We start from the raw sequence: 21,425 nt of genomic DNA on the forward strand, positions 1-21,425 counted from the left end.
TAAAGTCGGCGTCGTACGAATCAATTGTGCTATGCAGTAATTCAAAAAAGGAAGTAAGACAATATGGAGCGCAACGCCCATCGCTTGACGTTGCATTCACCTGCGGGAGTAATATTGCACCTTACGCGGCCTGGGTTTATTGACTTCGCTCAATTAAAAGAGCGTTTTGAACCGCGTATAAGGTGTAAAAAGCGTAAATTTACAACCATTTACTACGATGCAACCACCATGCAACACCGCCAATCAAAACAGCTAACATGACGCAAAACGCAGTAAAACCGTAACGATAAGCCCCTCCGGGGATACCGCCCAGGTTTACGCCAAACAGTCCGGTCAGGAAGGTGCTGGGTAAAAAGACCATTGCCATCAGCGACATCGTGTAGGTTCTTCTGGCCAGCGACTCCTGCATCACCTGGGCGATCTCATCCGCCATCACCGCCGTTCTGGCGATACAGGAATCAATTTCATCCAGCCCGCGCCCAAGCCTGTCCGCAATATCCTGCATCCTGCGACGCTGATCGTCGTTCATCCAGCTGAAGCGTTCGCTGGCGAGGCGGGCATACACATCGCGTTGTGGCGTCATATAGCGGCGCATCACGATCAGCTGTTTGCGCAGTAACGCCAGGAAGCCGCGCGGCGGTATTTGCTGATCGAGCAGGTTATCTTCCAGGTCGATAATTTTGTCGTGCAGCTCTTCAATAAACTCACTCGCATGATCGGTGAGCGCATCGCAGACATCCACCAGCCAGCTACCGCAATCAGTCGGCCCGGTGCCCTCTTTCAGATCGTTCACCACGTCATCCAGCGCCAGCACTTTACGCTGACGAGTGGAGACAATAAGACCGTCATCCATATAGACCCGCATCGCCACCAGCTGATCCGGACGCTCATCCGTGCTGCCGTTAATACAGCGAAGGGTGATCAACGTACCGTCCCCCATCCGGCTCACGCGTGGCCGCAGGCTTTCACCCGCCAGCGCATCGCGTACGTTGTTCGGCAACAGTGGGGTTGATGCCAGCCAGTCAGCGCTGTCCGGATGGGTATAATTCAGGTGTAGCCAGCAGGGATGCGCGTGATCAATCTCATCGTTGTCTTCCAGCGGCCGGGCACCGCCATTACCGTCGAACACCCACGCAAACACTGCGTCAGGAACGTTCAGTTCAGACCCTTTTATGCTCTCCACAACGCCTCCACCTTTTAGCTTTTCGTTGTCAGTCTAGCTTTCGGCAGAGGTTACGCAACCACAATGTTCCGCATGGCGCTGAAATCGCTCGGGAATTGTACGGCTAACGGCGGTGCCATCTCACACAGAATGTCCTTGTCGCTGCGCGAACGACAGCGGAACACCCGGTGCCGACAACGAACCGTCAGAGGGGGCTCTCCCGTCGAGCCGGAAGTTGCGTGTCCGGGACTGCAATTCGATAACCTGGTTACGCAGCACGTCGGAAGATCCGTTAAGTTCCTCCGCCATAGCTACATTGCTTTGCGTGACCCTTTCCAGCTCTGATAATGCCAGCGTGATCTGCGAAATCCCTTTCTCCTGCTCGGATGTCGAGCTGGAAATTTCATCCATCAGACGGCTGACATTGCCGGATCCGGCCACTATCTCACGCATATTTTTTTCCGCTTCTGACACCACCGTTACGCCCTGCGTCACGTTATTACTCGTCACTTCAATCAGCGTTTTGATGTTCTTCGCCGCGTCCGCGCTGCGGTGAGCCAGATTTCGTACCTCCTCTGCAACCACAGAGAATCCTTTTCCGTGGTCTCCCGCCCTTGCTGCCTCAACGGCTGCGTTAAGCGCCAGGATATTGGTCTGGAAGGCAATGCCGTCGATCATCGAGATAATCTCCGTCATTTGCTGCGCGCATTCGGTGATCGATTGCATATTGTGAGCAACCTGCCCCATCAGTTCTCCGCCCTTGCGTGCCTGAAGGGTGGCCTCATTGGCCTGTTCACTGGCCAGCCGGGTGTTATCGGCATTATTTCTGGTGCTTGCCGCCATCTGCTCCATGCTGGCCGCGGTTTGCACCAGCGAGGCAGACTGCTGCTCCGTTTTCACAGAAAGTTGCGCGCTGCGTGAGGAGAGTTGATCCGATAAGGTCATGGCGGTGTGTGACGATGCCCTGATTTCCCGGACCAGTGTCGCAATATTGCTCGAGAGGCTATTAATCCCAGGGATTAAACGCCCTGCGCAGTTGTTACCAAACTCCGGGATCGTCACGCCAAGATTTCCTGCCGTTACTTCTTCAATACTTTTTTTCACAGTATTGATCGGTGTCACAAGATATTTGGTCATGTAGGCCCAGAGTAAAAAAAGAGCAATCATATTTATTACATTGAGCGTAATAAAGAGCGGCGACGCGCCCGAAAAAAGAACCACGACAGCTGCGTTTATCAAAAAAAGAGACAAAAGGAAATAGACAATGAAGGTTCTGACACTAATATTTCTTAGCATAATCATTCCCACAACTTTATATTTTTGGTCGGCATTAAGGGTTATAGCATCCACAATGACGTTTGTCCTCACGAATACCGATGGTTTGTTGTTTCGTGGTTAGCAACCTGCAATTTAACTTAAGTGAGATAAAAACAGTGTATTGCTGGAAATATTGTGTCATGAATGCTGTGATACTGGTCTAAGACGAACTTAAGCGATACCATCTACGTCAGCGAAACGTGATAGCCTCCCGCATATTTAAGGAGCTTTGCTGCAATTATTAGCCCTTGTTTAGCTGCGCTTAACAGGTTAATACTGAGGATATATTTTATATTGCATGCAGTTTGAGATTTAAATAGGGCTGATCATTTTACGAGTCCCCTAACTAATAGTGTTTAAACGCGCATGCTCGTTGCCAATAAAGATGTGCCCGGCAGGCGAAGTCAGTAACCCTCTTTGATGCGGGATTGCATAATGCTCAATGTATCGTGGGACCCAGTGTTAATAGCCATCTCTTATCTCGTGGCCTTTATCGCCTCGTTTTTGGCTCTGGACAGTGCAGGAAAAATCCCCCTCTCCGGTCGCAAGGCGGCAATGTTCTGGCGTATTGCCGGAGGGGTTACGCTGGGCATCGGGATCTGGTCGATGCATTTTATCGGCATGTTAGCGATGAAAATGCCCATGATCATGAGCTATCACCTCTGGTTAACCCTTGCCTCACTGGGCGTCGCGGTGGTGGCGTCTACGCTGGCAATGAATATTGCCGTGACGGGCGCTCGTCTTTCTCCCTTTAGGCTGATCCTCTCCACCTTAATTCTGAGTGCGGGAGTCGTGTCGATGCACTATACCGGCATGGCCGCGCTGATGCTGGATAGCCCCATCATCTGGGATCAACGTACCGTCGGCTTATCCATATTGATTGCCATAATGGCCTCCGGAGCCGCAATCTGGTTGGCCTTCCACCTGCGGCATCAGCGAAAAGGGATCTTCATCAATCGCATTCTCGCCGCTTTAGTCCTTGGGGCTGCCATCTGCGCCATGCACTACACCGGAATGCGTGCCGCTCAGTTTGGTGACATGACACATACCCTTCCCGACGGGATCAGCGAACTGGGATTATCTATCTGGGTTTCGGTAACAACGCTGAGCCTGCTCGGCATCATGTTGATTATCTCGCTTATTGATTCACACTGGCGCACCAGTCGGTTAACGGAAAATCTGCAACAGCTTAATCGCCAGCTCGAGCTCCAGGCGCGATTTGACGCCCTCACCGGCCTGGCTAACCGCCACCAGATGGATCTCCGGATGCAGGATTGCCTGCGCAGTGCGCTGCTCAGTAATAAGCAATTTGCCGTAGTTTTCCTCGATGTTGATCACTTCAGACAGGTTAATGACACCTGGGGACATAATGTCGGCGATGAGTTGTTAATCACCATTGCACAGCGCATCACGGCGAGGCTGACCCGAGAGATGACCCTGGCAAGACTGGGAGGCGATGCCTTTATCCTGCTGGTTCCTGAATGTGATGACGATAAACTCCAGACCCTGCTCCCCACGCTGCTCGAAGACTTGCGCCGCCCTCTTTCCCTGTGCGGGCATACACTGAGCACCACACTCAGTGCAGGCGTCAGCCGTTATCCTCAGGATGGTGAAACGCTGCACGAATTAAAACTAAAAGCGGATGCCGCAATGCATTACGTGAAGAAGGCGGGCCGAAACGACTGGGCGGTCTACCGGACAGAGATGTCGACGGCGATCCCGGCCAACCCCGGTTTTCTGCAGGAGCTCACCCAGGCGCTTGAGCGCGATCAGTTTGAACTGTGGTATCAACCTACCTGGCATGCTGAAGAGAAGACAATCCATGGCTTTGAGGCGCTTCTGCGCTGGCGACATCCCGAACAAGGCGTGCTGCTGCCGAATCTGTTTTTACCTTCGCTGGAACAGACAGGATTAATTATCCCTGTGGGTAACTGGGCGATTGAAGCGGCATGCCGACAGCTGCATTTCTGGACTGAACAAGGTTTTGCCCATTGGACGCTCTCCTTTAACCTGTCTCCTGTGCAGTTTGAACAGCCGGATATCTTTCAGATCGTATCGTCCATGTTGCAAAAATATAATCTGTCGCCTTCCCGACTCATTCTCGAGGTCACGGAGAGCACTGCCCTTAAAAATCTTGACCGCAGTATCGAATTACTGAGTGCATTCAACCAGGCCGGGATCACCGTCTCTATTGATGATTTTGGCACCGGTTATTCTAATCTGCTCATGCTCAGCGTGCTTCCGGCAAAAGAGCTCAAAATCGACAAAAGCTTTGTAACGTCAATGCTGGAAAATGAAAAAAGCCGCAAGCTGGTGGAGACCATTATCAATATTGCCCGGACAATGGAGATGTATGTTGTTGCTGAAGGGATCGAAACGGAAGAGCAACGGGCGGTGTTAACGGAGCTGGGGTGTGACTATTTGCAAGGGTTCCTGTTCTCCAGACCTTTACCTGCCGAACAGGTTCCGTGGTTGCTGCTGCAGATTAATTCAGAGAAACAGATTATACCCATTGGTAAAATTCATACGGAATCCGCTTTTATTTCACAAAAAAATCATGCCTCACAGGGTTAACAGGAGTATGGTTCAAAGGGGTCAACGCGAGTCGATTCTGTCGTGATCGTCAGGCATATTGTGCCGATATACAGGAATTCCTTATGTCGCAAAATACTTTTAATGCACTGAATTTCATTAAAACGCCTGTGTGGCTGATCTCCCCCGTTTCCGGCCATATTATTTTCGCGAACACGGCCGCGGCTCACGTGATGGGGGATAAAACACTGGATGACCTGCGCAAAGGCCCCTTCTCAGCAAATGCGCAAGCCGTGCTGTCAATGTATATTCCTGAACTCAAAACGGATCAGGAAATTGTCGAAATCTGGACAATCTGGCGCGACGGACATGAAACCGCGTTGAGCTGTCGTCTTTCGCTGACCTACCACGCGCCGTACGGCGACATGATCGTTTTTGAAGGGATTTCGCATCCGGTGCCGACAGGGCTTAAAGCCAGTCGCTCCGCCACTTATCAGCGCAAAAAACAGGGGTTTTACGCCCGTTTTTTTCTCACGAACAGCGCACCGATGTTATTGATCGACCCCGCCCGTGATGGACAAATAGTCGATGCCAATCTGGCAGCGCTTAACTTTTATGGCTACTCGCATGATGAGATGTGCAACAAGCATACCTGGGAAATCAACACGCTGGGGCGGGATGTTATTCCGGTAATGAGTGAAATCGCCGCCCTGCCGGGTGGACATAAGCCGCTCAACTTTGTGCACCGTCTTGCCGATGGCTCAACCCGCCATGTTCAGACCTATGCCGGGCCGATAGAGATATACGGTGATAAGCTGATGTTGTGCATTATTCATGACATCACCGAGCAAAAACGGCTGGAGCTTGAGTTGGAACATGCCGCACTACGGGACGCCATGACGGGCCTGCTCAACCGGCGTCAGTTCTATATTATCGCTGAGCAAACGAATCTCACTCACCTTCCCGTTCAGCAGCAATTCAGTTTGCTGCTGGTCGATACCGATCATTTTAAGAATATCAACGACGTTTTTGGTCATCTGAAGGGGGATGAAGTGCTCATCTCGCTTTCGCGTACGCTGGAAGCCTGTAGCCGGAAAGAGGATTTTGTGTTTCGCTGGGGGGGTGAAGAGTTCGTCATTCTGCTGCCGCGCACGTCGCTCGACACCGCCATGCAAATCGCGGAAACGATCCGCGCCGCGGTTGCCCGCATCACGATCCCAGGCCTGCCGCGTTTTACGGTGAGCATTGGCGTGGCGCGGCACAACCAGGATGAGAGTATCGACGATCTCTTTAAACGGGTGGATGACGCGCTTTATCGCGCCAAGAATGACGGCCGCAATAAAGTCCTGGCGGCGTGAAACTGGTGTATCGGATAAAGCCCCGCTACAATGCCGGTCTTGATTGAAAACAACAATGGGTGGGTAATGTCTGCAATGGGAAGAACAGAAATAATCCTCACCATAATTATTTTAATGCTTATTATTTTCGGATTGTGGTTTATCTTTAGCGGCGAGATCTGGTTAGTGGCGGAATATATTGAAAACAGCATTTATCCCACTTTCGACGCGCTGTAACGCACGTTTAATCCGTTGTTTCACCTACCGAAATTATCAGGTATCGGTCTTGTTAACAGACGCGTAAGATACGCGCCGTTATCCTCCATTACGTTGGTAACGAATTGCTAAATCACTTGCTTATTTTGCCCGTGCTCTGACGGGCTTTTTTATTTCCGACATTTGCGCTACACCAGGTTATATCGAAAACATCGTTATCCATTAAAGAGAGAAAATGATGAGCAAGAAGATCCTGATGCTGGTGGGCGACTACGCCGAAGATTATGAAACGATGGTTCCTTTTCAGGCCTTACAGATGATTGGCCACCAGGTTGACGCGGTCTGCCCCGACAAAGCGAAAGGTGACTATGTCATGACGGCGATCCATGACTTCGACGGAGCCCAGACGTATAGCGAAAAACCCGGCCACCGTTTTACCCTCAATGCCGATTTTTCTGCCGTCAACGAGCAGGACTATGATGCCCTGCTCATCCCCGGCGGCAGAGCGCCTGAATACCTGCGGTTAAATGCTGACGTGCTGAAGCTGGTACAGGCATTTGACGCCGCGCGCAAACCCATTGCGGCCGTATGTCATGGCCCACAATTGCTGGCAGCCGCCGGGATCCTGAAAGGGCGAACCTGTAGCGCCTACCCGGCCTGCGCGCCTGAAGTGCGACTCAGCGGCGGCGAGTACGCCGATATCGGCATCGATCAGGCTCACGTTGACGGTAACCTGGTCACCGCGCCGGCCTGGCCTGCGCATCCGCAGTGGCTGGCGAAATTTGCGAAGTTATTGGAATAGGCTTGCAAGGCAACCAGCTCTTTACATACGCTCTTCAAGCCAGACGATCGACTGCAACAAAAAAGCGTTCTTCCGTCAAAAGAGTACGTTCTTTAATGTTCTGAAACTCGCGCCGGATAAACCAGCCCGCTTCCGGCGCCATGCTCAGGTAAAACACCTCACGAAAGGCCGGAGCTTTAAGACGCATTCTTACACAACCGGTTTCTCCTGTACGGAAGAGCTGCTCTGGCACGATACTGACACTACGCTCGCCATTCTGCAGAAGGATAGTCGCTATCTCATAGCGGCAAATCCCGCTGCTGAGGCTATAGTCGGTGTTGTCCACCAGCTGCTTCAGGCCGCGCCACAGGGATTCTACTTTCTGGAATTCTGCATGATGCATCACCGCATCCAGCTGGCGGCTGATTTGGAAATCCAGCTCCGCGATATGGTGGTCAATCAGGGTTTTATCGAGTTTTTCCACTGGCTGGCCGGATTTGCGGATGCAGTCCATAAACACCTGCATCGCGGCCGTCAGGCGCTCACCTGCCGGAGCATCAGACAGTGCGGCATCGTCCAGAAACGCATTGATATCACCCAGGCTTGTGGCCGGGGTCAGGTTGATTTTGTCGAACAGGGAAGCGTAGACGCTCTCTTTTTCCAGCACAGTGGTCTGCCCCTGCGCGGAGCCATTTTCAGTATTAACAGACATCAGCATTCTCTCGTTTAATCCATTAAAAGACGCGCCCGTTTTTATTTCGGGGCCAGGGCACTCATTTCGTTACGTAATTCCTGAGACAGCGCCGGGTCCTTAAGAATTTTCTCGAGCTCTTTTCTGAAAGTGGCGTTATCCAGCAGATTGGACTTGAGGTCACGTAATAAATTACGCATCGCCAGCATGGCACGAAGTTGGGGAATTTGTCGGGCCACCTGTTCGGGTTCAAAATCTTTCATATCTGAAAAGCGCAGCGTTACATTCTCTTCCGTACGCTCACCCGCCAGCGTATTCGGAACCGTCATGTTGACCTCCGGGTTAAATTCCGAAAGTACACTGTTTAGGTTATTTTTGTTGACGTTAATTTTCTTTCTTTCAGATAATGGCCGGCTCTCTTTACCGTTACTGAAATCACCGACAGCGAGTAATTTAAGGGGTAATTCAACTTTCTTCTGCGCCCCTCCGGTATGCAATGCAAGTTTTAAATTAATGCGTGCCTTAGGCACCTCGTTCTGGAACGTATCAGCCATAGCAGTCCCTTTCCTTAAGGAATGTTTGTTGAAGTTAACGACGTTTCTGAATAAATCGATATTAGAACAAAACTCTGCAATAGATCAACCACCAGGAACCAAAACCCAAATTAAGACATTCCTTAAGAATTTTACTCTATTTAGTTAAAATATGGTTTGCAGCGTGCCTTTTCATAAAGAAATATCAACCACAACGCCGAAAATAGTCAGTATAAGTGGCTATTTCAGTGAAAAAAATGAAGATCCATATCCAAACAAAGCAACGTCATTGATTTAAATCAATACGAGAGAAAATATCTACAGCGCCACCTAATAATATGACCCGCATCAATATTTACACACTTCCGCAAGAGGCGACACCCATTAAAAAGTCCAATAATGGACAGTTTTTTTACGAGATGGAATATATTTAAAATATGAATATTTCTCTTAATTTAAAAAAACAGAGCAATACCCAGCGCTGTAAAACACAGTATCAATGCAGCGCCGTCTTCACGATCGACAATGAACAGAAAAGCGCTGGCACGTGATATCGGACCAGCGCAGTATCAGGAGGGGAAATAAGCGTCAAAAATGACCGTTTCCTCCGTACTGAGTTGCAAATGTTGACGCCCCGGCGAGCCAGCGCTTCTACCGTAGAATGGCCCAAACCACGACTCCCACCGGTAGCAAGTGCGATTGTTGCGTTATTGCTCATCATTATCTCCAGTGTTTTTGAGTTAAAACAACGGTGATACAGGAATCCCCTCCCCCTGAGCTGCTACGCTATTTCTGTGGTAATAACGAAGGTGGCATGATGAAAATTCTGAATATACTGACCCGTCAATACATCATGATTAGTCGTTTTGACGAAACGGTTGCCTTTTATGAAACCTTGATTGCACAGGAGGCAAGACTGCGCTTCGACTATCCCGAATACGACCTCAAACTGGCCCAGGTGGGTTCGGTGCTTTTAATCGGCGGCACCGATAAGAGCCTGGCACCTTTTCGCGCCACCCAGGCTACTTTTCTGGTCAACGACATTGCCGCCTGGGAGAAACACCTGCCCTCTACCGGCGCGACAATTATCAATCCGGTGAAGCGCGTTCCCACTGGCTGGAACATGCTGGTTCGCCATCCGGACGGCATGATTGCCGAATACGTTGAGCATCAAAGCAAAAATCCAGTGGATGAGATGTTCTGATGTTTACTCTCCAGGCGGCACATTCACATAGCGCGTCGCCGCAAGTTTGACCATGATTTTCACCATTTTGTCGATAGTTGTGAAAAAGACCAACGGGTTATTCACGCCATCAGCCTGCCGCTGAAAGGCAGCGATCGGCCCTTTATCATCACGTCCGGCACCGGTATCGGCGACGACGGCGACACAGCCCTGGCGCGGGAAGATCAATTTAAACCTGACAATATGAATCCCCTTATCGCCTCAATCACCCCTTCCCGGCTCCGCATGGCTGGAGCCGGGTGAAGGTTTTACCGGTTAAACTCCCAGTTGGCAGAGATTGCCAGCGCCCGTTCGAAAGCACCACGCCCATTTCCCGCCAGCCAGGACTCAAAGGATTGCAGTTGCGGATTCAGTTGCCGCATCTCCTCCAGGGAGGCATGCCCTACCAGCCGTCCATCATCCGCCAGCGCAGTCAACTTTTGCAGGAAGGGATTCGCGGTTAGCACATCATCGGAAAAACGAGAATAAGGAATCAGCCGTCCTGCCGCTGCTGAGAACAGCTCCTGAAGCTGCAGGCCAGTGACAACATCGCTGGCAATTTCAAATGTTTTGCCCTTGAATCGCTCCGGTTGAGCGTAAATCGCGGCGACAATTTTGCCGATGTCTTCTACCGCGAGAACCTGCATCGCACCATCAGGCTGCATAAAGAAGTGGAATTGCCCCTCATCAAGCCCGAAACCTGGCATGACCAACAGATCCATAAAAGTCGCAGGTCGTACGATGGTCGACACAATTGGCAGCGTATGGATATGCCGTTCAATTTCCGCTTTTGTGTCGAAATGCGCAACGCCCGTTGGCCGATCGCTCACCGCACCACCTGAAGAATAAACCAGATGCTGCACGCCGCATTCGGAGGCAAGGCTGGCGATCGTCTTGCCATAGCGAACTTCATCGTCGTCGGTCACTGTCCCTCCCGGCGAGCTGGGCTGGACGCTGAAGACGCCGTATGCCCCTGTCATTGCGCCCCTCATCGCCTCGATATCGTCAAAGTTCCCGGCGACTATTTCAGCCCCGGCATCCCGAAGGGCGAGTGATGCCGGAGAGGATGGATTGCGCACCATAACACGCACCGGCCAGCCTTTGTTTATCAGTGCTCTTGCCACCGAACCTCCCTGCTGACCCGTCGCGCCAAAAACTAATATGAAAGAACGGTTATTCATCATTTACTGTCACTCGCCTCCGTCCAGCCATAGTTCCCATGCTTATCGACGTTCAGCCAGCCGCACGACTGTCCGGCGAAATGCGCGCTAAACCACAGGGCATGATGTTCTGCGCACCACGCCATCGCCCGGCGTCGCGACGTTTCCGCCTGTTCGCGATCGACGCAAAACACCGAATTCCATTCCGGATGGGCAAACTGTAACGGCGAATGCACGATATCCCCGGCAAAAAAGGCATATTCACCGCCACAGGACAATATCAATGCCGCATGATCGGGGCTGTGCCCTGGCGTCGGCGTATAGTGTATTCTGCCGCCGAACAGCGGCTGCGCGGCAACGTCAACCGTTTCCAGCAAGCCCGCCTCAATAATCGGCAGCAGGCTGTCGAGCCATAAATTCCGGTAGCGCTCGCTGTCTTTTACCCGCATCAGCTCTTTCTCAGAGCAGATATATCGCGCGTTAGGGAACAGCGGCACCCATCGATTTTCACGCAAGATGGTATTCCAGCCGACATGGTCGGTATGCAGGTGCGTCAGTAATACCAACGTCACCTCTTCCGGCTTGATACCTGTTGCCAGAAAGTTCTCCAGATAGGGGGTGTATAACTGATGATAAAGCGGATTATTCCCGCGATCGCGGTCGTTACCGGTCCCGGTATCAATCACAATAATATCGTCGGGGGTGCGGACGACCCAACTATGTATTGATAGCGCAACCGGTTGGTTAGCCTCATCTGAATCTGCTGACAGGAGAGAGTCTGGATATAAATCCGCTGCCGGAATGTGAATTTCACGTTCCAGTACTTTAAAAATCACGCTGTCACCTGTTCGATACTGTTTCATCACGCCCTCCGCGCATTCTGCGCATGGTTGATTTATCAGGGTGATGTTCACTATCCTTCTGGCAGGAATAACATTCAAATTGATTATTATGATGAAGAAAATCATTGAAAATGATTTCAGCCGTATAGATTTGAATCTGCTGACCGTGTTTCTGGTGTTATACCGAGAGGCCAGCGTCACCCGTACCGCCGAGGTTTTGCATCTTGGGCAGCCCGCCATCAGCGGGGCGCTGAAACGGCTGCGCGAGATGTTCAACGACCCGCTATTTGTGCGCAGCGCTAAAGGGATGCTGCCGACGCCACGCGCCGAAGCGCTGATATCCCATATGCAGCCGCTGATGGAAAACCTGCATACGGTAATGTTTGGCGTACAGGACTTTTCTCCCGCTAAGGCAAAACACACCTTTCGACTGGGCATGAGCGACTGGAGCGAGCACTGGCTGATGCCGGATTTATTGCCCGCCATTGCTCATGAAGCACCGGGCGTGGAGCTGCATATTGTCACCGCCGATCCCTTCCAGGTCCGTCGGTTACTGGAAGAAGATGTCATTGATATCGCGGTTTCGCTGAATAAAACGAACATTGGTGAAGTCATCAGTGAACCCGTTATGACGATGGGGGTTTCCACGCTCTGGTCGCCACAGAAGATCCCCTGCGATGGGCCATTGTTGATAAACGACTTTGTCGCTTATGAGCACGTCATGGTGTCGTATCGCGAATCAAACCACAGCGAAATTGACCGACAACTCGCCAGCCAGGGATTACAACGCCGTGTGCGTTACGTTACGGCGAATTTTTCTACCTTTCCTCTGCTGCTAACCAGCATGCCCGTTTTCGCCACGGTTCCCGACGGGCTGGCCCGACGGTGGCAGCAACATTTTACTTTACGGTCCAGCGCAACGCCCGTGAATTACCCCACGTTTACGCTGTGTATTTTGCGTCACAAGCGGCGGGCGCAGGATGCCGCACTTAACTGGCTAATGGCGCAGTTAAAAACAGCCATGCTGCGGTTTTAATCATCAGTCGCCGTGTTGGTGTAGCACCGCTCTGCTCCAGTCATAAAAGGCGCGTACCGAAGGAGGAAGATAGCGGTTTTGCGGATAGACCAGCGAAAGCGGTAAATCAAAAGAGAGGTTCTCCATACAGAGAACGAGCGCTCCGTTTTGCAGATAGGGCGCAACCAGATAGCTGGCGACACGAATCAACCCGACCCCTTGAATTCCGGCCTGGATATAAGCGTCAGTATCATCAACGATCAGCGTCTCTTTCATACGGATCGCGCAGTCGCCATCATCAAGCGTAAAAAGCCAGTCGGTGGTACGTCCGGTGCGGTGATTCAGGTAGCCAACGGCGTGATGTCTTTCCAGGCTGTCGACGTTATCCGGCTTACCATGGGTGGCAATATAGTCTGGCGAGGCCAGAATCACCCACCGAAAATTCGCAAGAGGGCGCGCGACCAGCGTCGTTGAATCTTCGATCCTGCCGGTACGAATAACGCAGTCATACCCTTCCTGAATGATGTCTTCGACGTTATCGCTTGAGCAAAGTCGCAACTCCAGTTCAGGATACTGATGCAGAAACGCCGGAAGCCTGGGGATAATACAATGCCGGGCAAGTGACTGCGGCATTCCCACTTTAAAGCGGCCTTTGGGCTGTGCGGATCGGCCGGGGAATGAAGATTCCATCGTTGCGATATCCGCCAGAAGCCTTTTGCTCTCGTCGTAATAACGTCGTCCATCTGCGGTTACGCTGAGTTTGCGGGTGGTGCGCTGTAAAAGCTGAATCCCAAGCCAGGACTCCAGCTCCTTAATGACCCGCGATACCGTTGAACGCGGCAGTCCAAGGACTTCTGCCGCCCTGGCGAAGCTATGGGTATCGACCACACAAACATAGACCTGCATTGACGCCAGCTTATCCATATTTCCACCCCGTCTTAATGCTTTGATTATCCCATTTATGCGAACAGTCTAACTTGCATCCGTCGTCTTATCGAATGCCTTTCGCTGACATAAGCTTTCTCTACTCAAAGTAAACAGGCGATTTAACAAAGTGGAGATCAACATGAAAGAACGTGATGTTAACACGGGTGAAAAAGTATTAGTGCTTGGCGCAGGACAACTGGGGGCTGCCGTGTTGAAGTGTCTGATTCCAGCGGTCATCCAACACAATGGCGCCGTTTCGGTTATCGTGTCGCCCGACTCCCGGGATAAGCAAGGCAACCTGCAGTCTGATATTCATCAAAAACTGGCTGATACAGGGGCCAAATTTATCTCTGTCGATGTCGCTGCCAGCACGATTGACGCGTTAAAAAAACCACTTCGCGAATTTTGATACCGTTATCAACTGCATGGGGTTTATCGCTGGCGCGGGAACACAGATAAAGATTACTCGCGCGGTGCTGGAGGCTGGCGTTAGACGCTATTTTCCCTGGCAGTTTGGCGTGAATTACGATGTGGTAGGCAAAGGTAGCGGTCAGCCCGTTTGGGACGAGCAGTATGATGTCAGGACGCTCCTGCGGGAACAGAACGCGACGGAATGGGTCATTGTTTCAACCGGTATGTTTACCAGTTTTCTCTTCGAACCGGCATTTGATGTGGTGAATTTATCCGAAAAAACCATCCATGCGCTCGGGGGATGGGAAACACAGGTCACCGTGACATCACCTGCGGATATTGGTCGCCTCACCACCGAAATTTATTTGCATCAACCGCGAATCGTAAATGAAGTGATATTTATCGCGGGTGAAACGACATCATACGAAGAACTGGCAGAAACCGTAGAAAGCGTGAAAAATCAAACCTTTACCAAAGATGTATTGACCCTACCCGCGCTACTGGATGCACTGCATTTAAATCCGGATGACCAGATGCTTCGCTATCGCGCGCCCTTCGCCCGAGGAGACGGCATGTGGTGGCCGATGAGTAACACCTGGAATGTACAGAATAATATGCCGACTCAAGATATTGAATCCTGGCTTAAAACCGTTATTTAATTCACCTGCCGCTGCAGGAGGCTAGTACTATGAAAACCCTCATACCACTTTTATTGGTTTATTTTCTCCAGCCATTTTCCGTATATGCGTAAACCGTCACCACAACCGGCGATACGCTTGATAACGCGGAAAGCAAAATTCGCTAGTTAGTACAAAAAGAAGGCGGTCAATCTTATAAAATAATTGAAGCGCGGATGGGAAATAAAGTTCATATTACGGCAGAGATCATGGCGAAATAAGCAAATGGGGGCTAGTACGCACCCTCTGTGATTGAAAATATCGCTATTACACGTCAAATCAGGCTCGCACTGTCGCCATGCGTTTATCCCGCCCCGGTGGCGCGCCAAACATGCGGGCATATTCGCGCGTAAACTGCGAAACACTGGCATAACCGACCGTATACGCCGCCTGCGCGATCCCTACGCCATCGACCAGCATCAGGCGACGGGCATGGATAAGGCGTAGTTGTTTCTGAAATTGCAAAGGCGAAATCGTGGTGATAGCGCGAAAATGCTGATGGAATACGGACACGCTCATGCCCGCCACGTCAGCAAGCTCCTCCACGCTTATCGTACGTGTAAACTCCTTACGCAACATTGCGACCACACGGCTAATTCGCCCAGAATGGCTATCCGCCGCGCCCAGGGCGCGAATAGCAGGACCATGGACACTGCGAAGCAACCAGTAATGCAGCTCTCGCCGTAGCCCATCCCCAAGAACAGCCATCGCCTCCGGTTGTTCAAACAACCTTGCCAGCCGGTAAGCCGCATCCGTCACTTCAGCATTCATTGGCTCAACCCCAACGCAAGGCGCATCCCCCCGCGCCACTGGCACAGCTTCCTGCAGCTCACGCAGGATGGCGGTATCCAGTTCCAACACCAGGGAATAGTAAGGATGGCGAAGGCTGGCCTGGGTAATCTGGCTGAGGGTCGGCACATCGGCGGCAATCACCATCGCCTCTCCGGGGCCATATTCAAAACTTTCCGCCCCCGTAGCGACGTGTTTGCGACCCTGCAGCAGCATCGCCATCAGCGGTCTGTTGATCGCCGCCTGCAATTCGCCAGGATGCAAAGCCCGGATAATCGTCAACCCTGGAACCGGCGTTATGGCAACCCCACTATGGTCGACGTGAGCATCGGCATACCGGCGGCAGAGATCGAGCAGGATATCACGCATAGACACTCTTTCAGACAAGTTTATGAACCATAGTATGCGGTCATTCTCATCAGAACGAATCATGAAAAGAGAAACAGGCAAAAGATAACCAGAATCAGGCAATGCGGACTGGTGCACTTCTCCTATTGTAAAAGCTCCACCAAACAGAGGATATATCATGAGCAAAATTGCACTTATCACTGGCGCCAATCGTGGTCTTGGCCGTAACACTGCCCTCTCCATCGCGCGTCAGGGTGGCGATATTATCGTCGCTTACAGAGGAAATACCACCCAGGCTGAAGCGGTTGTCACGGAAATCCGCACTCTTGGTCGTAAGGCAATCGCGCTTCAACTGGATATGGCGCAGACTACGAGTTTTCCAGCATTTGCCAAAACGCTACGTCAACAACTTGCCGAGGTCTGGGGACGAAATACCTTCGACCACCTGATAAATAACGCTGGTCACGGTGAGTTTGCCGGGGTGGCCGAGACCACCGAAGCGCAGTTCGACGGGCTCTTCAATGTCCATGTCAAAGGGGTATTTTTCCTGGTCCAGACCCTTTTACCACTGCTAGCGAACAGCGGGCGCATCATCAACTTCTCGTCCGGCCTGACCCGGATATCGTACCCAGGATTCTCCGCTTACGCTGCGGCAAAAGCGGCTGTGGAAATGCTCAGCGTTTATCTGGCACGCGAGTTGGGCCCGCGCGGCATCACGGTCAATACCATCGCACCAGGCGCCATTGAAACCGATTTTGGCGGCGGCCTGGTTCGCGACAACGCCGATGTCAACGCGCAGTTTGCCGCCATGACCGCACTCGGGCGAGTCGGCGTTCCCGACGATATCGGGCCGGTGGTCGCCAATTTGCTGCGTGATGATAACCGATGGGTAACCGCACAACGTATTGAAGTGTCGGGCGGGCAAACCATCTGACAAGGATAGACAGGGTCTGGCATCAGCGTGGAAGTATCTGTCGAAGCGCCAGACCCGCCAGGCGTACGGTTTCCCGTAAACGCTCCAGGCTGTACCCTGCCCGCGCTTTCGCGGAAAGGCCAGACATCAGCGTGCTCATAAAGTCAGTTCACCGAACAGCGTCCTGCGGATATTGCCTGGCAATATAATCCCGAATGATATTTCAGCGGCAATATGCAGCGCACACGCCGCCTCGTTCAGAACGTCTATCAAACATTCAGTGCTTCACAATATACATCGTACGGCTGTACGCCACGTCTTCAGGGTTATTGATCGGATATCCCTTCACCCAGGGTTTAATCAGACGTCCGTTGGTATACTGGTAGATCGGCGCAATTGGCGCTTTTTCCGTGAGGATCTTCTCCGCCCGGTTGTAATCTGCATTACGGGCTTCCGCGGTGGTTTCAAGCGTCGCCTGATTGATGATCTTATCGTAGGCCGGGTCGTTGAAGCGGGAGATATTGCCGCTGTGGGTGGATGTCAGCAGCGACAGGAAGGTCGATGGCTCGTTGTAGTCCCCGACCCAGGACGCACGGATCACATCAAAATTCCCTGTGTTTCGGCTATCGATATAGGTTTTCCACTCCTGGTTTTGCAGTTTGACGTCTACACCCAGGTTCTTCTTCCACATCGACGACACCGCAATCGCGATTTTCTGATGGTTCTCTGACGTGTTATACAACAGGGTCAGCTTCAGTGGACGCTGAGGACCATACCCCGCCGCCTGCAGCAAGGTTTTGGCCTGTGCGTTTAGCTCCTGCTGCGACATCTGCTCAAACAGTGATGTCTCTGGCGTGAAACCTGCCGTCACATCAGGCGTGAAATGCCAGGCGGGTTTTTCTCCCGTACCTAACACTTTCTCCGCCATAATCCGGCGATCGATGGTCATACTCAGCGCCAGACGCACGCGGGAATCGGCGGTCGGACCCTTTTGCGTGTTAAATGCATAGTAATACGTTCCCAGCTGCGGCGGTGTGTAAACCTGTCCGGGAATATCCTTGAGTAACTTCTGATACAGGTTTTTCGGGAACGACTCGGTGATATCAATATCCCCTGCCAGATAGCGTTTGGTGGCGGAAGACTCCTGGTTGATCGGAATAAACGTCACTTTTTGAAGAACAGTTTTCGCGTTATCCCAGTAGTGGGTATTCGGCACAACGACCAATTTCTCATTCACCACACGGTCTTTCAGTACGTAGGCCCCATTGCCCACCAGGGATCCCGGACGCGTCCACTCTTTACCGCTTTCAACGTTCGCTTTCTGAACCGGATAGAACGCGAAGTTCGCCGTCAGGTTGCTGAACCACGGCAACGGTTTATCCAGCTGAACGCGTAACGTTCTGGCATCCACCGCCGTGACCCCCAGCGTATCGGGCGCGGCTTTGCCATCTATAATCGCCTGAGCGTTGTTGATTCCCGCCAGAGCGGCAAACCAGGCAAACGGCGAGGTGGTTTTCGGGTCAACCAGACGCTGCCAGCTGTAGACAAAATCCTGCGCCGTGACCGGCGTACCGTCAGACCATTTCGCATCATCACGTAAGGTAAATGTCCAGATGCGGTTATCGTTACTCTGCCAGCGCGTCGCCACGCCCGGTGTCAGCTCCCCTTTCTCATTTTGATTGACCAGGCCTTCAAACAGATCGCGAATCACCTGAATCTCGGGTAACCCCACGGCTTTGGCCGGATCAAGCGACGCGGGTTCGTCTTTGATGTGTCTGACCAGCTCCTGTTTTTGTGCCAGTACCGTGCCCTTTGGCACATCAGCAGCGTAAGAATATGACGATAGCCCGCAAAGGCACAGCGCAGTGAAAAGCAGCGAAACAGGATGCTTCATGAGATCCCCTTTTAAAATCGGTAATACGCGGATGCGTAATTATTTGTTTCGAAACAGCGTAATGCAAATACCTTATGCCGGAAAGGTGATATCAGGCAATGTTCGCCCTTCGATGAAACTATTTGATTAAACGCGAGTTTTGCACAACACTGCCAGTAAGCTCTTCTTTATCAGGATTTCCTATGGCAGTTACACGACCAAGAACGGAACGTGGCGCTTTTCCGCCAGGCACCGAACATTATGGCCACTCTTTCTTAGGTGCCCCGCTGATCTGGTTTCCCGCACCGGATGCCGATCGCCACAGCGGCCTGATTATTGCAGGCACGCACGGTGACGAGAACTCTTCTATCGTCACCCTCTCCTGCGCGTTACGCACCCTCGCCCCGACGCTGCGCCGGCACCATGTGATCCTGACCGTCAATCCGGATGGCTGTCAGCTTGGGCTGAGGGCGAATGCGAGAGGGATTGACTTAAACCGCAACTTCCCTGCAGCCAACTGGCGTGCGGGTGAAACGGTCTACCGCTGGAACAGCTCGGCTGAAGAACGTGACGTCGTCTTACTGACGGGAGAAAAACCCGGCTCAGAGCCAGAGACACAGGCGCTCTGCCAGTTAATTCACAAGATCCACCCTGCGTGGGTTGTCTCATTTCACGATCCGCTCGCCTGTATTGAGGATCCCCGTCACTCCGCGCTGGGGCAGTGGCTTGCCGATGCCTTCGCCCTGCCTCTGGTCAGCAGTGTTGGCTATGAAACACCGGGGTCATTTGGTAGCTGGTGCGCCGATCTGGACTTACACTGCATCACCGCGGAATTTCCCCCGATATCATCCGACGAAGCCAGCGAAAAATACCTGAAAGCCATGGTGGAACTTCTGCGCTGGCAGCCTCAGAGATGAAGCACTCCGCTGGTGAAAGTGAGTGCTGGCGAAACGTCAACCGCCAGCCACGTCGGGCCATCGAGATCGGCAAAACTGACCTGATTGACCAACGGTAGCGCCGCATTAATCGCCCGGGAAGTACAGAGCATGCACCCCAGCATTAACGAAAATCCCTGCGCCTGCGCCTCGGAAGCCAGCGCCAGCGCCTCGGTCAGCCCCCCCGTTTTATCGAGCTTGATATTGACCATCTCATAGCAGCCCGCTAAGCCGTCGAGGCTATCGCGGGTATGACAGCTTTCATCAGCGCAGATGGGCAGCGGGTGGATAAAGTTCTTCAGCGCCGCATCATCCTGCGCCGGAAGGGGTTGCTCCAGCATGGCGACCCCCAGATCGGCCAGCAACTGGCAGCGCGCGGCCAGCCCTTCCGGATGCCATGACTCGTTGGCATCCACAATCAGAGTAGCCTCCGGTACCGCCGCCCGAATGGCGACCATGCGCTCACTGATCAAGCGATCGTCGAGTTTCAACTTCAACAGCGTGGCGCCAGCCTCAAAGAGCGCTTTTGCACTGGCAGCCATCTGCTCCGGCTCGCCAATCACCACGGTTTGCGCGGTAATGACTTCCTGAGGGAGCGTCACGCCGACAAACGCAGGTAAGGATGTCTGCTGCTTCGCCGCCTCCAGGCTCCACAGCGCGCAGTCAATCGCGTTACGCGCCGCGCCGGCAGGCAAACGCTGCTGTAACGTCTCACGCGTTAACCCGGTTTGCAACTCAGGCACCAGGGTCATAATTTGCGCCATCACCGAGGCCAGGCTTTCTCCATAGCGAGGATAAGGCGTGCATTCGCCAACACCTTTAACCCCCTCTTCTTCTATTTCAACCACTACCACGCTTGCTTCACTTCTGCTGCCACGGGAGATGACAAACGGGGTGTGCAATGGCCAGGCTTCTTCATAGACCTTAACGCTTCTCATCACTGACTCCTTGCGGCCCGGTAAGGCGAAAAATTGGTTTGCCGTGTTATCCGCTGATGGCATACACTAGCCTCGACGTTAACTATATGTAAACAGGAAGATATCTATGTCACAACTCGTTCATTTCCAGGGCAACCCGGTTGCTGTAGCAGGTTCCATTCCGCAGGCTGGCAGCAAAGCGCAGGCTTTTACTCTGGTGGCTAAAGATCTGTCTGACGTCACACTGGGCCAGTTTGCTGGCAAACGCAAAGTACTGAACATTTTCCCAAGCATTGATACCGGCGTGTGCGCCGCATCCGTGCGTAAATTCAACCAGCTGGCGACTGAAATGGACAACACCGTGGTGCTGTGCGTTTCAGCTGACCTGCCATTTGCACAGTCCCGCTTCTGCGGTGCAGAAGGTCTGAGCAACGTCATCACCCTCTCCACTCTGCGTAGCCCGGATTTCCTTGAGAAATACGGTGTAGGCATTGCTGAAGGCCCATTGAAAGGCCTGGCGGCGCGTGCCGTTCTGGTGATCGATGAAAACGATAACGTCGTGTTCAGCGAACTGGTCAACGAAATCACCACTGAACCTGATTACACTGCTGCGCTGGACGCGCTGAAAGCCTGATCATTAGCAGGCATTCTATAAAGCTTAGCAATGTAATGAAATAAAAGGTTTATTTAAGAGTACACCTTACTTTCCAAACCTCGCCGATGCGGGGTTTTTTATTACCCGCGCAGCTGAATCGTTAAAGCTGTATTGGGATAACCTCACGCTTTTAATGAAAGAAATGTGCAAATACTCGCCATAAACGAGATCA

The 21,425-nt window shown here is 52.2% G+C and carries 19 protein-coding genes and 5 pseudogenes; 11 read left to right on the forward strand and 13 right to left on the reverse strand.

Annotated elements, in window-relative coordinates; translation table 11 throughout:
* Positions 1–199: 199 nt before the first annotated feature.
* Both zntB and EKN38_RS13985 read right to left on the reverse strand, forming a co-directional pair.
* Positions 200–1,183 (reverse strand): zinc transporter ZntB, encoded by a 984-nt coding sequence (zntB, locus tag EKN38_RS13980; protein WP_014832099.1) that lies wholly within the window; start codon positions 1,181–1,183, stop codon positions 200–202.
* A 120-nt stretch (positions 1,184–1,303) separates the two neighbouring features.
* On the reverse strand, positions 1,304–2,458 hold the full coding sequence (locus EKN38_RS13985; RefSeq protein WP_014832100.1) for a methyl-accepting chemotaxis protein: 1,155 nt from the start codon (positions 2,456–2,458) through the stop codon (positions 1,304–1,306).
* 456 nt (positions 2,459–2,914) lie between these two features.
* On the opposite strand from EKN38_RS13985, the gene EKN38_RS13990 reads away from it, so the two are divergent.
* The 4 genes from EKN38_RS13990 to EKN38_RS14000 all read left to right on the forward strand — a co-directional run bounded on the left by EKN38_RS13990 (position 2,915) and on the right by EKN38_RS14000 (position 7,366).
* Positions 2,915–5,053, forward strand: coding sequence for a putative bifunctional diguanylate cyclase/phosphodiesterase (locus EKN38_RS13990; protein ID WP_043951637.1), 2,139 nt, complete (start codon positions 2,915–2,917; stop codon positions 5,051–5,053).
* Positions 5,054–5,136: 83 nt separating this feature from the next.
* A complete protein-coding gene (locus EKN38_RS13995) occupies positions 5,137–6,369 on the forward strand; it encodes a sensor domain-containing diguanylate cyclase (RefSeq protein ID WP_014832102.1) in 1,233 nt (410 codons plus the stop codon).
* Between the two features lie 75 nt (positions 6,370–6,444).
* A complete protein-coding gene (locus EKN38_RS25670; RefSeq protein ID WP_043951771.1) occupies positions 6,445–6,585 on the forward strand; it encodes an Ecr family regulatory small membrane protein in 141 nt (46 codons plus the stop codon).
* A 217-nt stretch (positions 6,586–6,802) separates the two neighbouring features.
* Complete coding sequence (locus tag EKN38_RS14000) at positions 6,803–7,366, forward strand: DJ-1/PfpI family protein (RefSeq protein ID WP_014832104.1); 564 nt, start codon at positions 6,803–6,805, stop codon at positions 7,364–7,366.
* Positions 7,367–7,589: 223 nt separating this feature from the next.
* Here EKN38_RS14000 and EKN38_RS26025 read toward each other — a convergent pair.
* The 3 genes and pseudogenes from EKN38_RS26025 to EKN38_RS14015 form a co-directional block, all read right to left on the reverse strand.
* A pseudogene (locus tag EKN38_RS26025) lies at positions 7,590–8,063 on the reverse strand (type VI secretion system contractile sheath domain-containing protein); the annotation flags it as partial.
* 35 nt (positions 8,064–8,098) lie between these two features.
* Positions 8,099–8,590, reverse strand: a complete 492-nt coding sequence (gene tssB, locus EKN38_RS14010; protein WP_014832106.1) for a type VI secretion system contractile sheath small subunit — start codon at positions 8,588–8,590, stop codon at positions 8,099–8,101.
* A gap of 601 nt (positions 8,591–9,191) precedes the next feature.
* Positions 9,192–9,287, reverse strand: a pseudogene (locus EKN38_RS14015) (3-oxoacyl-ACP reductase); the annotation flags it as partial.
* Between the two features lie 99 nt (positions 9,288–9,386).
* Here EKN38_RS14015 and EKN38_RS14020 point away from each other — a divergent pair.
* The gene (locus EKN38_RS14020) at positions 9,387–9,773 is read left to right on the forward strand and encodes a VOC family protein (protein ID WP_043951638.1); all 387 of its coding nucleotides are present in this window, start codon (positions 9,387–9,389) and stop codon (positions 9,771–9,773) included.
* Positions 9,774–9,776: 3 nt separating this feature from the next.
* Here EKN38_RS14020 and EKN38_RS14025 read toward each other — a convergent pair whose 3' ends face one another.
* From EKN38_RS14025 to EKN38_RS14035, 3 genes are all read right to left on the reverse strand, one after another.
* Positions 9,777–9,980 (reverse strand): hypothetical protein, encoded by a 204-nt coding sequence (locus tag EKN38_RS14025; RefSeq protein WP_014832109.1) that lies wholly within the window; start codon positions 9,978–9,980, stop codon positions 9,777–9,779.
* A gap of 80 nt (positions 9,981–10,060) precedes the next feature.
* Positions 10,061–10,972 carry an NmrA/HSCARG family protein gene (locus EKN38_RS14030; protein WP_047362541.1) on the reverse strand — a complete coding sequence of 304 codons (912 nt, stop codon included), beginning with the start codon at positions 10,970–10,972 and terminating at the stop codon, positions 10,061–10,063.
* A complete protein-coding gene (locus tag EKN38_RS14035) occupies positions 10,972–11,814 on the reverse strand; it encodes an MBL fold metallo-hydrolase (protein ID WP_014832111.1) in 843 nt (280 codons plus the stop codon). The genes EKN38_RS14030 and EKN38_RS14035 overlap by 1 nt, the downstream gene beginning before the upstream one ends.
* Before the next feature lie 91 nt (positions 11,815–11,905).
* Here EKN38_RS14035 and EKN38_RS14040 point away from each other — a divergent pair, with 91 nt between their 5' ends.
* Positions 11,906–12,829 carry a LysR family transcriptional regulator gene (locus EKN38_RS14040; RefSeq protein WP_047362539.1) on the forward strand — a complete coding sequence of 308 codons (924 nt, stop codon included), beginning with the start codon at positions 11,906–11,908 and terminating at the stop codon, positions 12,827–12,829.
* A gap of 3 nt (positions 12,830–12,832) precedes the next feature.
* On the opposite strand, the gene EKN38_RS14045 is transcribed toward EKN38_RS14040, so the two are convergent.
* Positions 12,833–13,732, reverse strand: a complete 900-nt coding sequence (locus EKN38_RS14045; protein ID WP_014832113.1) for a LysR family transcriptional regulator — start codon at positions 13,730–13,732, stop codon at positions 12,833–12,835.
* A gap of 142 nt (positions 13,733–13,874) precedes the next feature.
* Between EKN38_RS14045 and EKN38_RS14050 the strand changes: the two are divergent.
* Both EKN38_RS14050 and EKN38_RS14055 read left to right on the forward strand, forming a co-directional pair.
* Positions 13,875–14,805: pseudogene (locus tag EKN38_RS14050) on the forward strand (aromatic alcohol reductase).
* A 29-nt stretch (positions 14,806–14,834) separates the two neighbouring features.
* Positions 14,835–15,044, forward strand: a pseudogene (locus tag EKN38_RS14055) (DUF1471 domain-containing protein).
* A gap of 58 nt (positions 15,045–15,102) precedes the next feature.
* Here the strand turns inward: EKN38_RS14055 and EKN38_RS14060 are convergent.
* Positions 15,103–15,981 carry an AraC family transcriptional regulator gene (locus tag EKN38_RS14060; RefSeq protein ID WP_043951639.1) on the reverse strand — a complete coding sequence of 293 codons (879 nt, stop codon included), beginning with the start codon at positions 15,979–15,981 and terminating at the stop codon, positions 15,103–15,105.
* A 157-nt stretch (positions 15,982–16,138) separates the two neighbouring features.
* Here EKN38_RS14060 and EKN38_RS14065 point away from each other — a divergent pair, with 157 nt between their 5' ends.
* Positions 16,139–16,894 carry an SDR family NAD(P)-dependent oxidoreductase gene (locus EKN38_RS14065; RefSeq protein ID WP_014832117.1) on the forward strand — a complete coding sequence of 252 codons (756 nt, stop codon included), beginning with the start codon at positions 16,139–16,141 and terminating at the stop codon, positions 16,892–16,894.
* Positions 16,895–16,916: 22 nt separating this feature from the next.
* On the opposite strand, the pseudogene EKN38_RS14070 reads toward EKN38_RS14065, so the two are convergent.
* Both EKN38_RS14070 and EKN38_RS14075 read right to left on the reverse strand, forming a co-directional pair.
* Positions 16,917–17,090: pseudogene (locus EKN38_RS14070) on the reverse strand (TetR/AcrR family transcriptional regulator); the annotation flags it as partial.
* A 60-nt stretch (positions 17,091–17,150) separates the two neighbouring features.
* Positions 17,151–18,767 carry an ABC transporter substrate-binding protein gene (locus tag EKN38_RS14075; protein WP_126522249.1) on the reverse strand — a complete coding sequence of 539 codons (1,617 nt, stop codon included), beginning with the start codon at positions 18,765–18,767 and terminating at the stop codon, positions 17,151–17,153.
* Positions 18,768–18,949: 182 nt separating this feature from the next.
* On the opposite strand from EKN38_RS14075, the gene mpaA reads away from it, so the two are divergent.
* The gene (mpaA, locus tag EKN38_RS14080) at positions 18,950–19,663 is read left to right on the forward strand and encodes a murein tripeptide amidase MpaA (protein ID WP_014832119.1); all 714 of its coding nucleotides are present in this window, start codon (positions 18,950–18,952) and stop codon (positions 19,661–19,663) included.
* Here the strand turns inward: mpaA and ycjG are convergent.
* A complete protein-coding gene (gene ycjG / locus EKN38_RS14085) occupies positions 19,654–20,619 on the reverse strand; it encodes an L-Ala-D/L-Glu epimerase (protein ID WP_126522251.1) in 966 nt (321 codons plus the stop codon). The two genes, mpaA and ycjG, sit on opposite strands and share 10 nt — an antisense overlap.
* A gap of 106 nt (positions 20,620–20,725) precedes the next feature.
* Between ycjG and tpx the strand changes: the two genes are divergently transcribed.
* Positions 20,726–21,232 carry a thiol peroxidase gene (gene tpx, locus EKN38_RS14090; RefSeq protein ID WP_014832121.1) on the forward strand — a complete coding sequence of 169 codons (507 nt, stop codon included), beginning with the start codon at positions 20,726–20,728 and terminating at the stop codon, positions 21,230–21,232.
* Positions 21,233–21,425 lie beyond the last annotated feature (193 nt).

Origin of the sequence: Enterobacter sp. WCHEn045836, assembly GCF_003965585.1 — a bacterium.
GTDB lineage: Bacteria > Pseudomonadota > Gammaproteobacteria > Enterobacterales > Enterobacteriaceae > Enterobacter > Enterobacter dissolvens.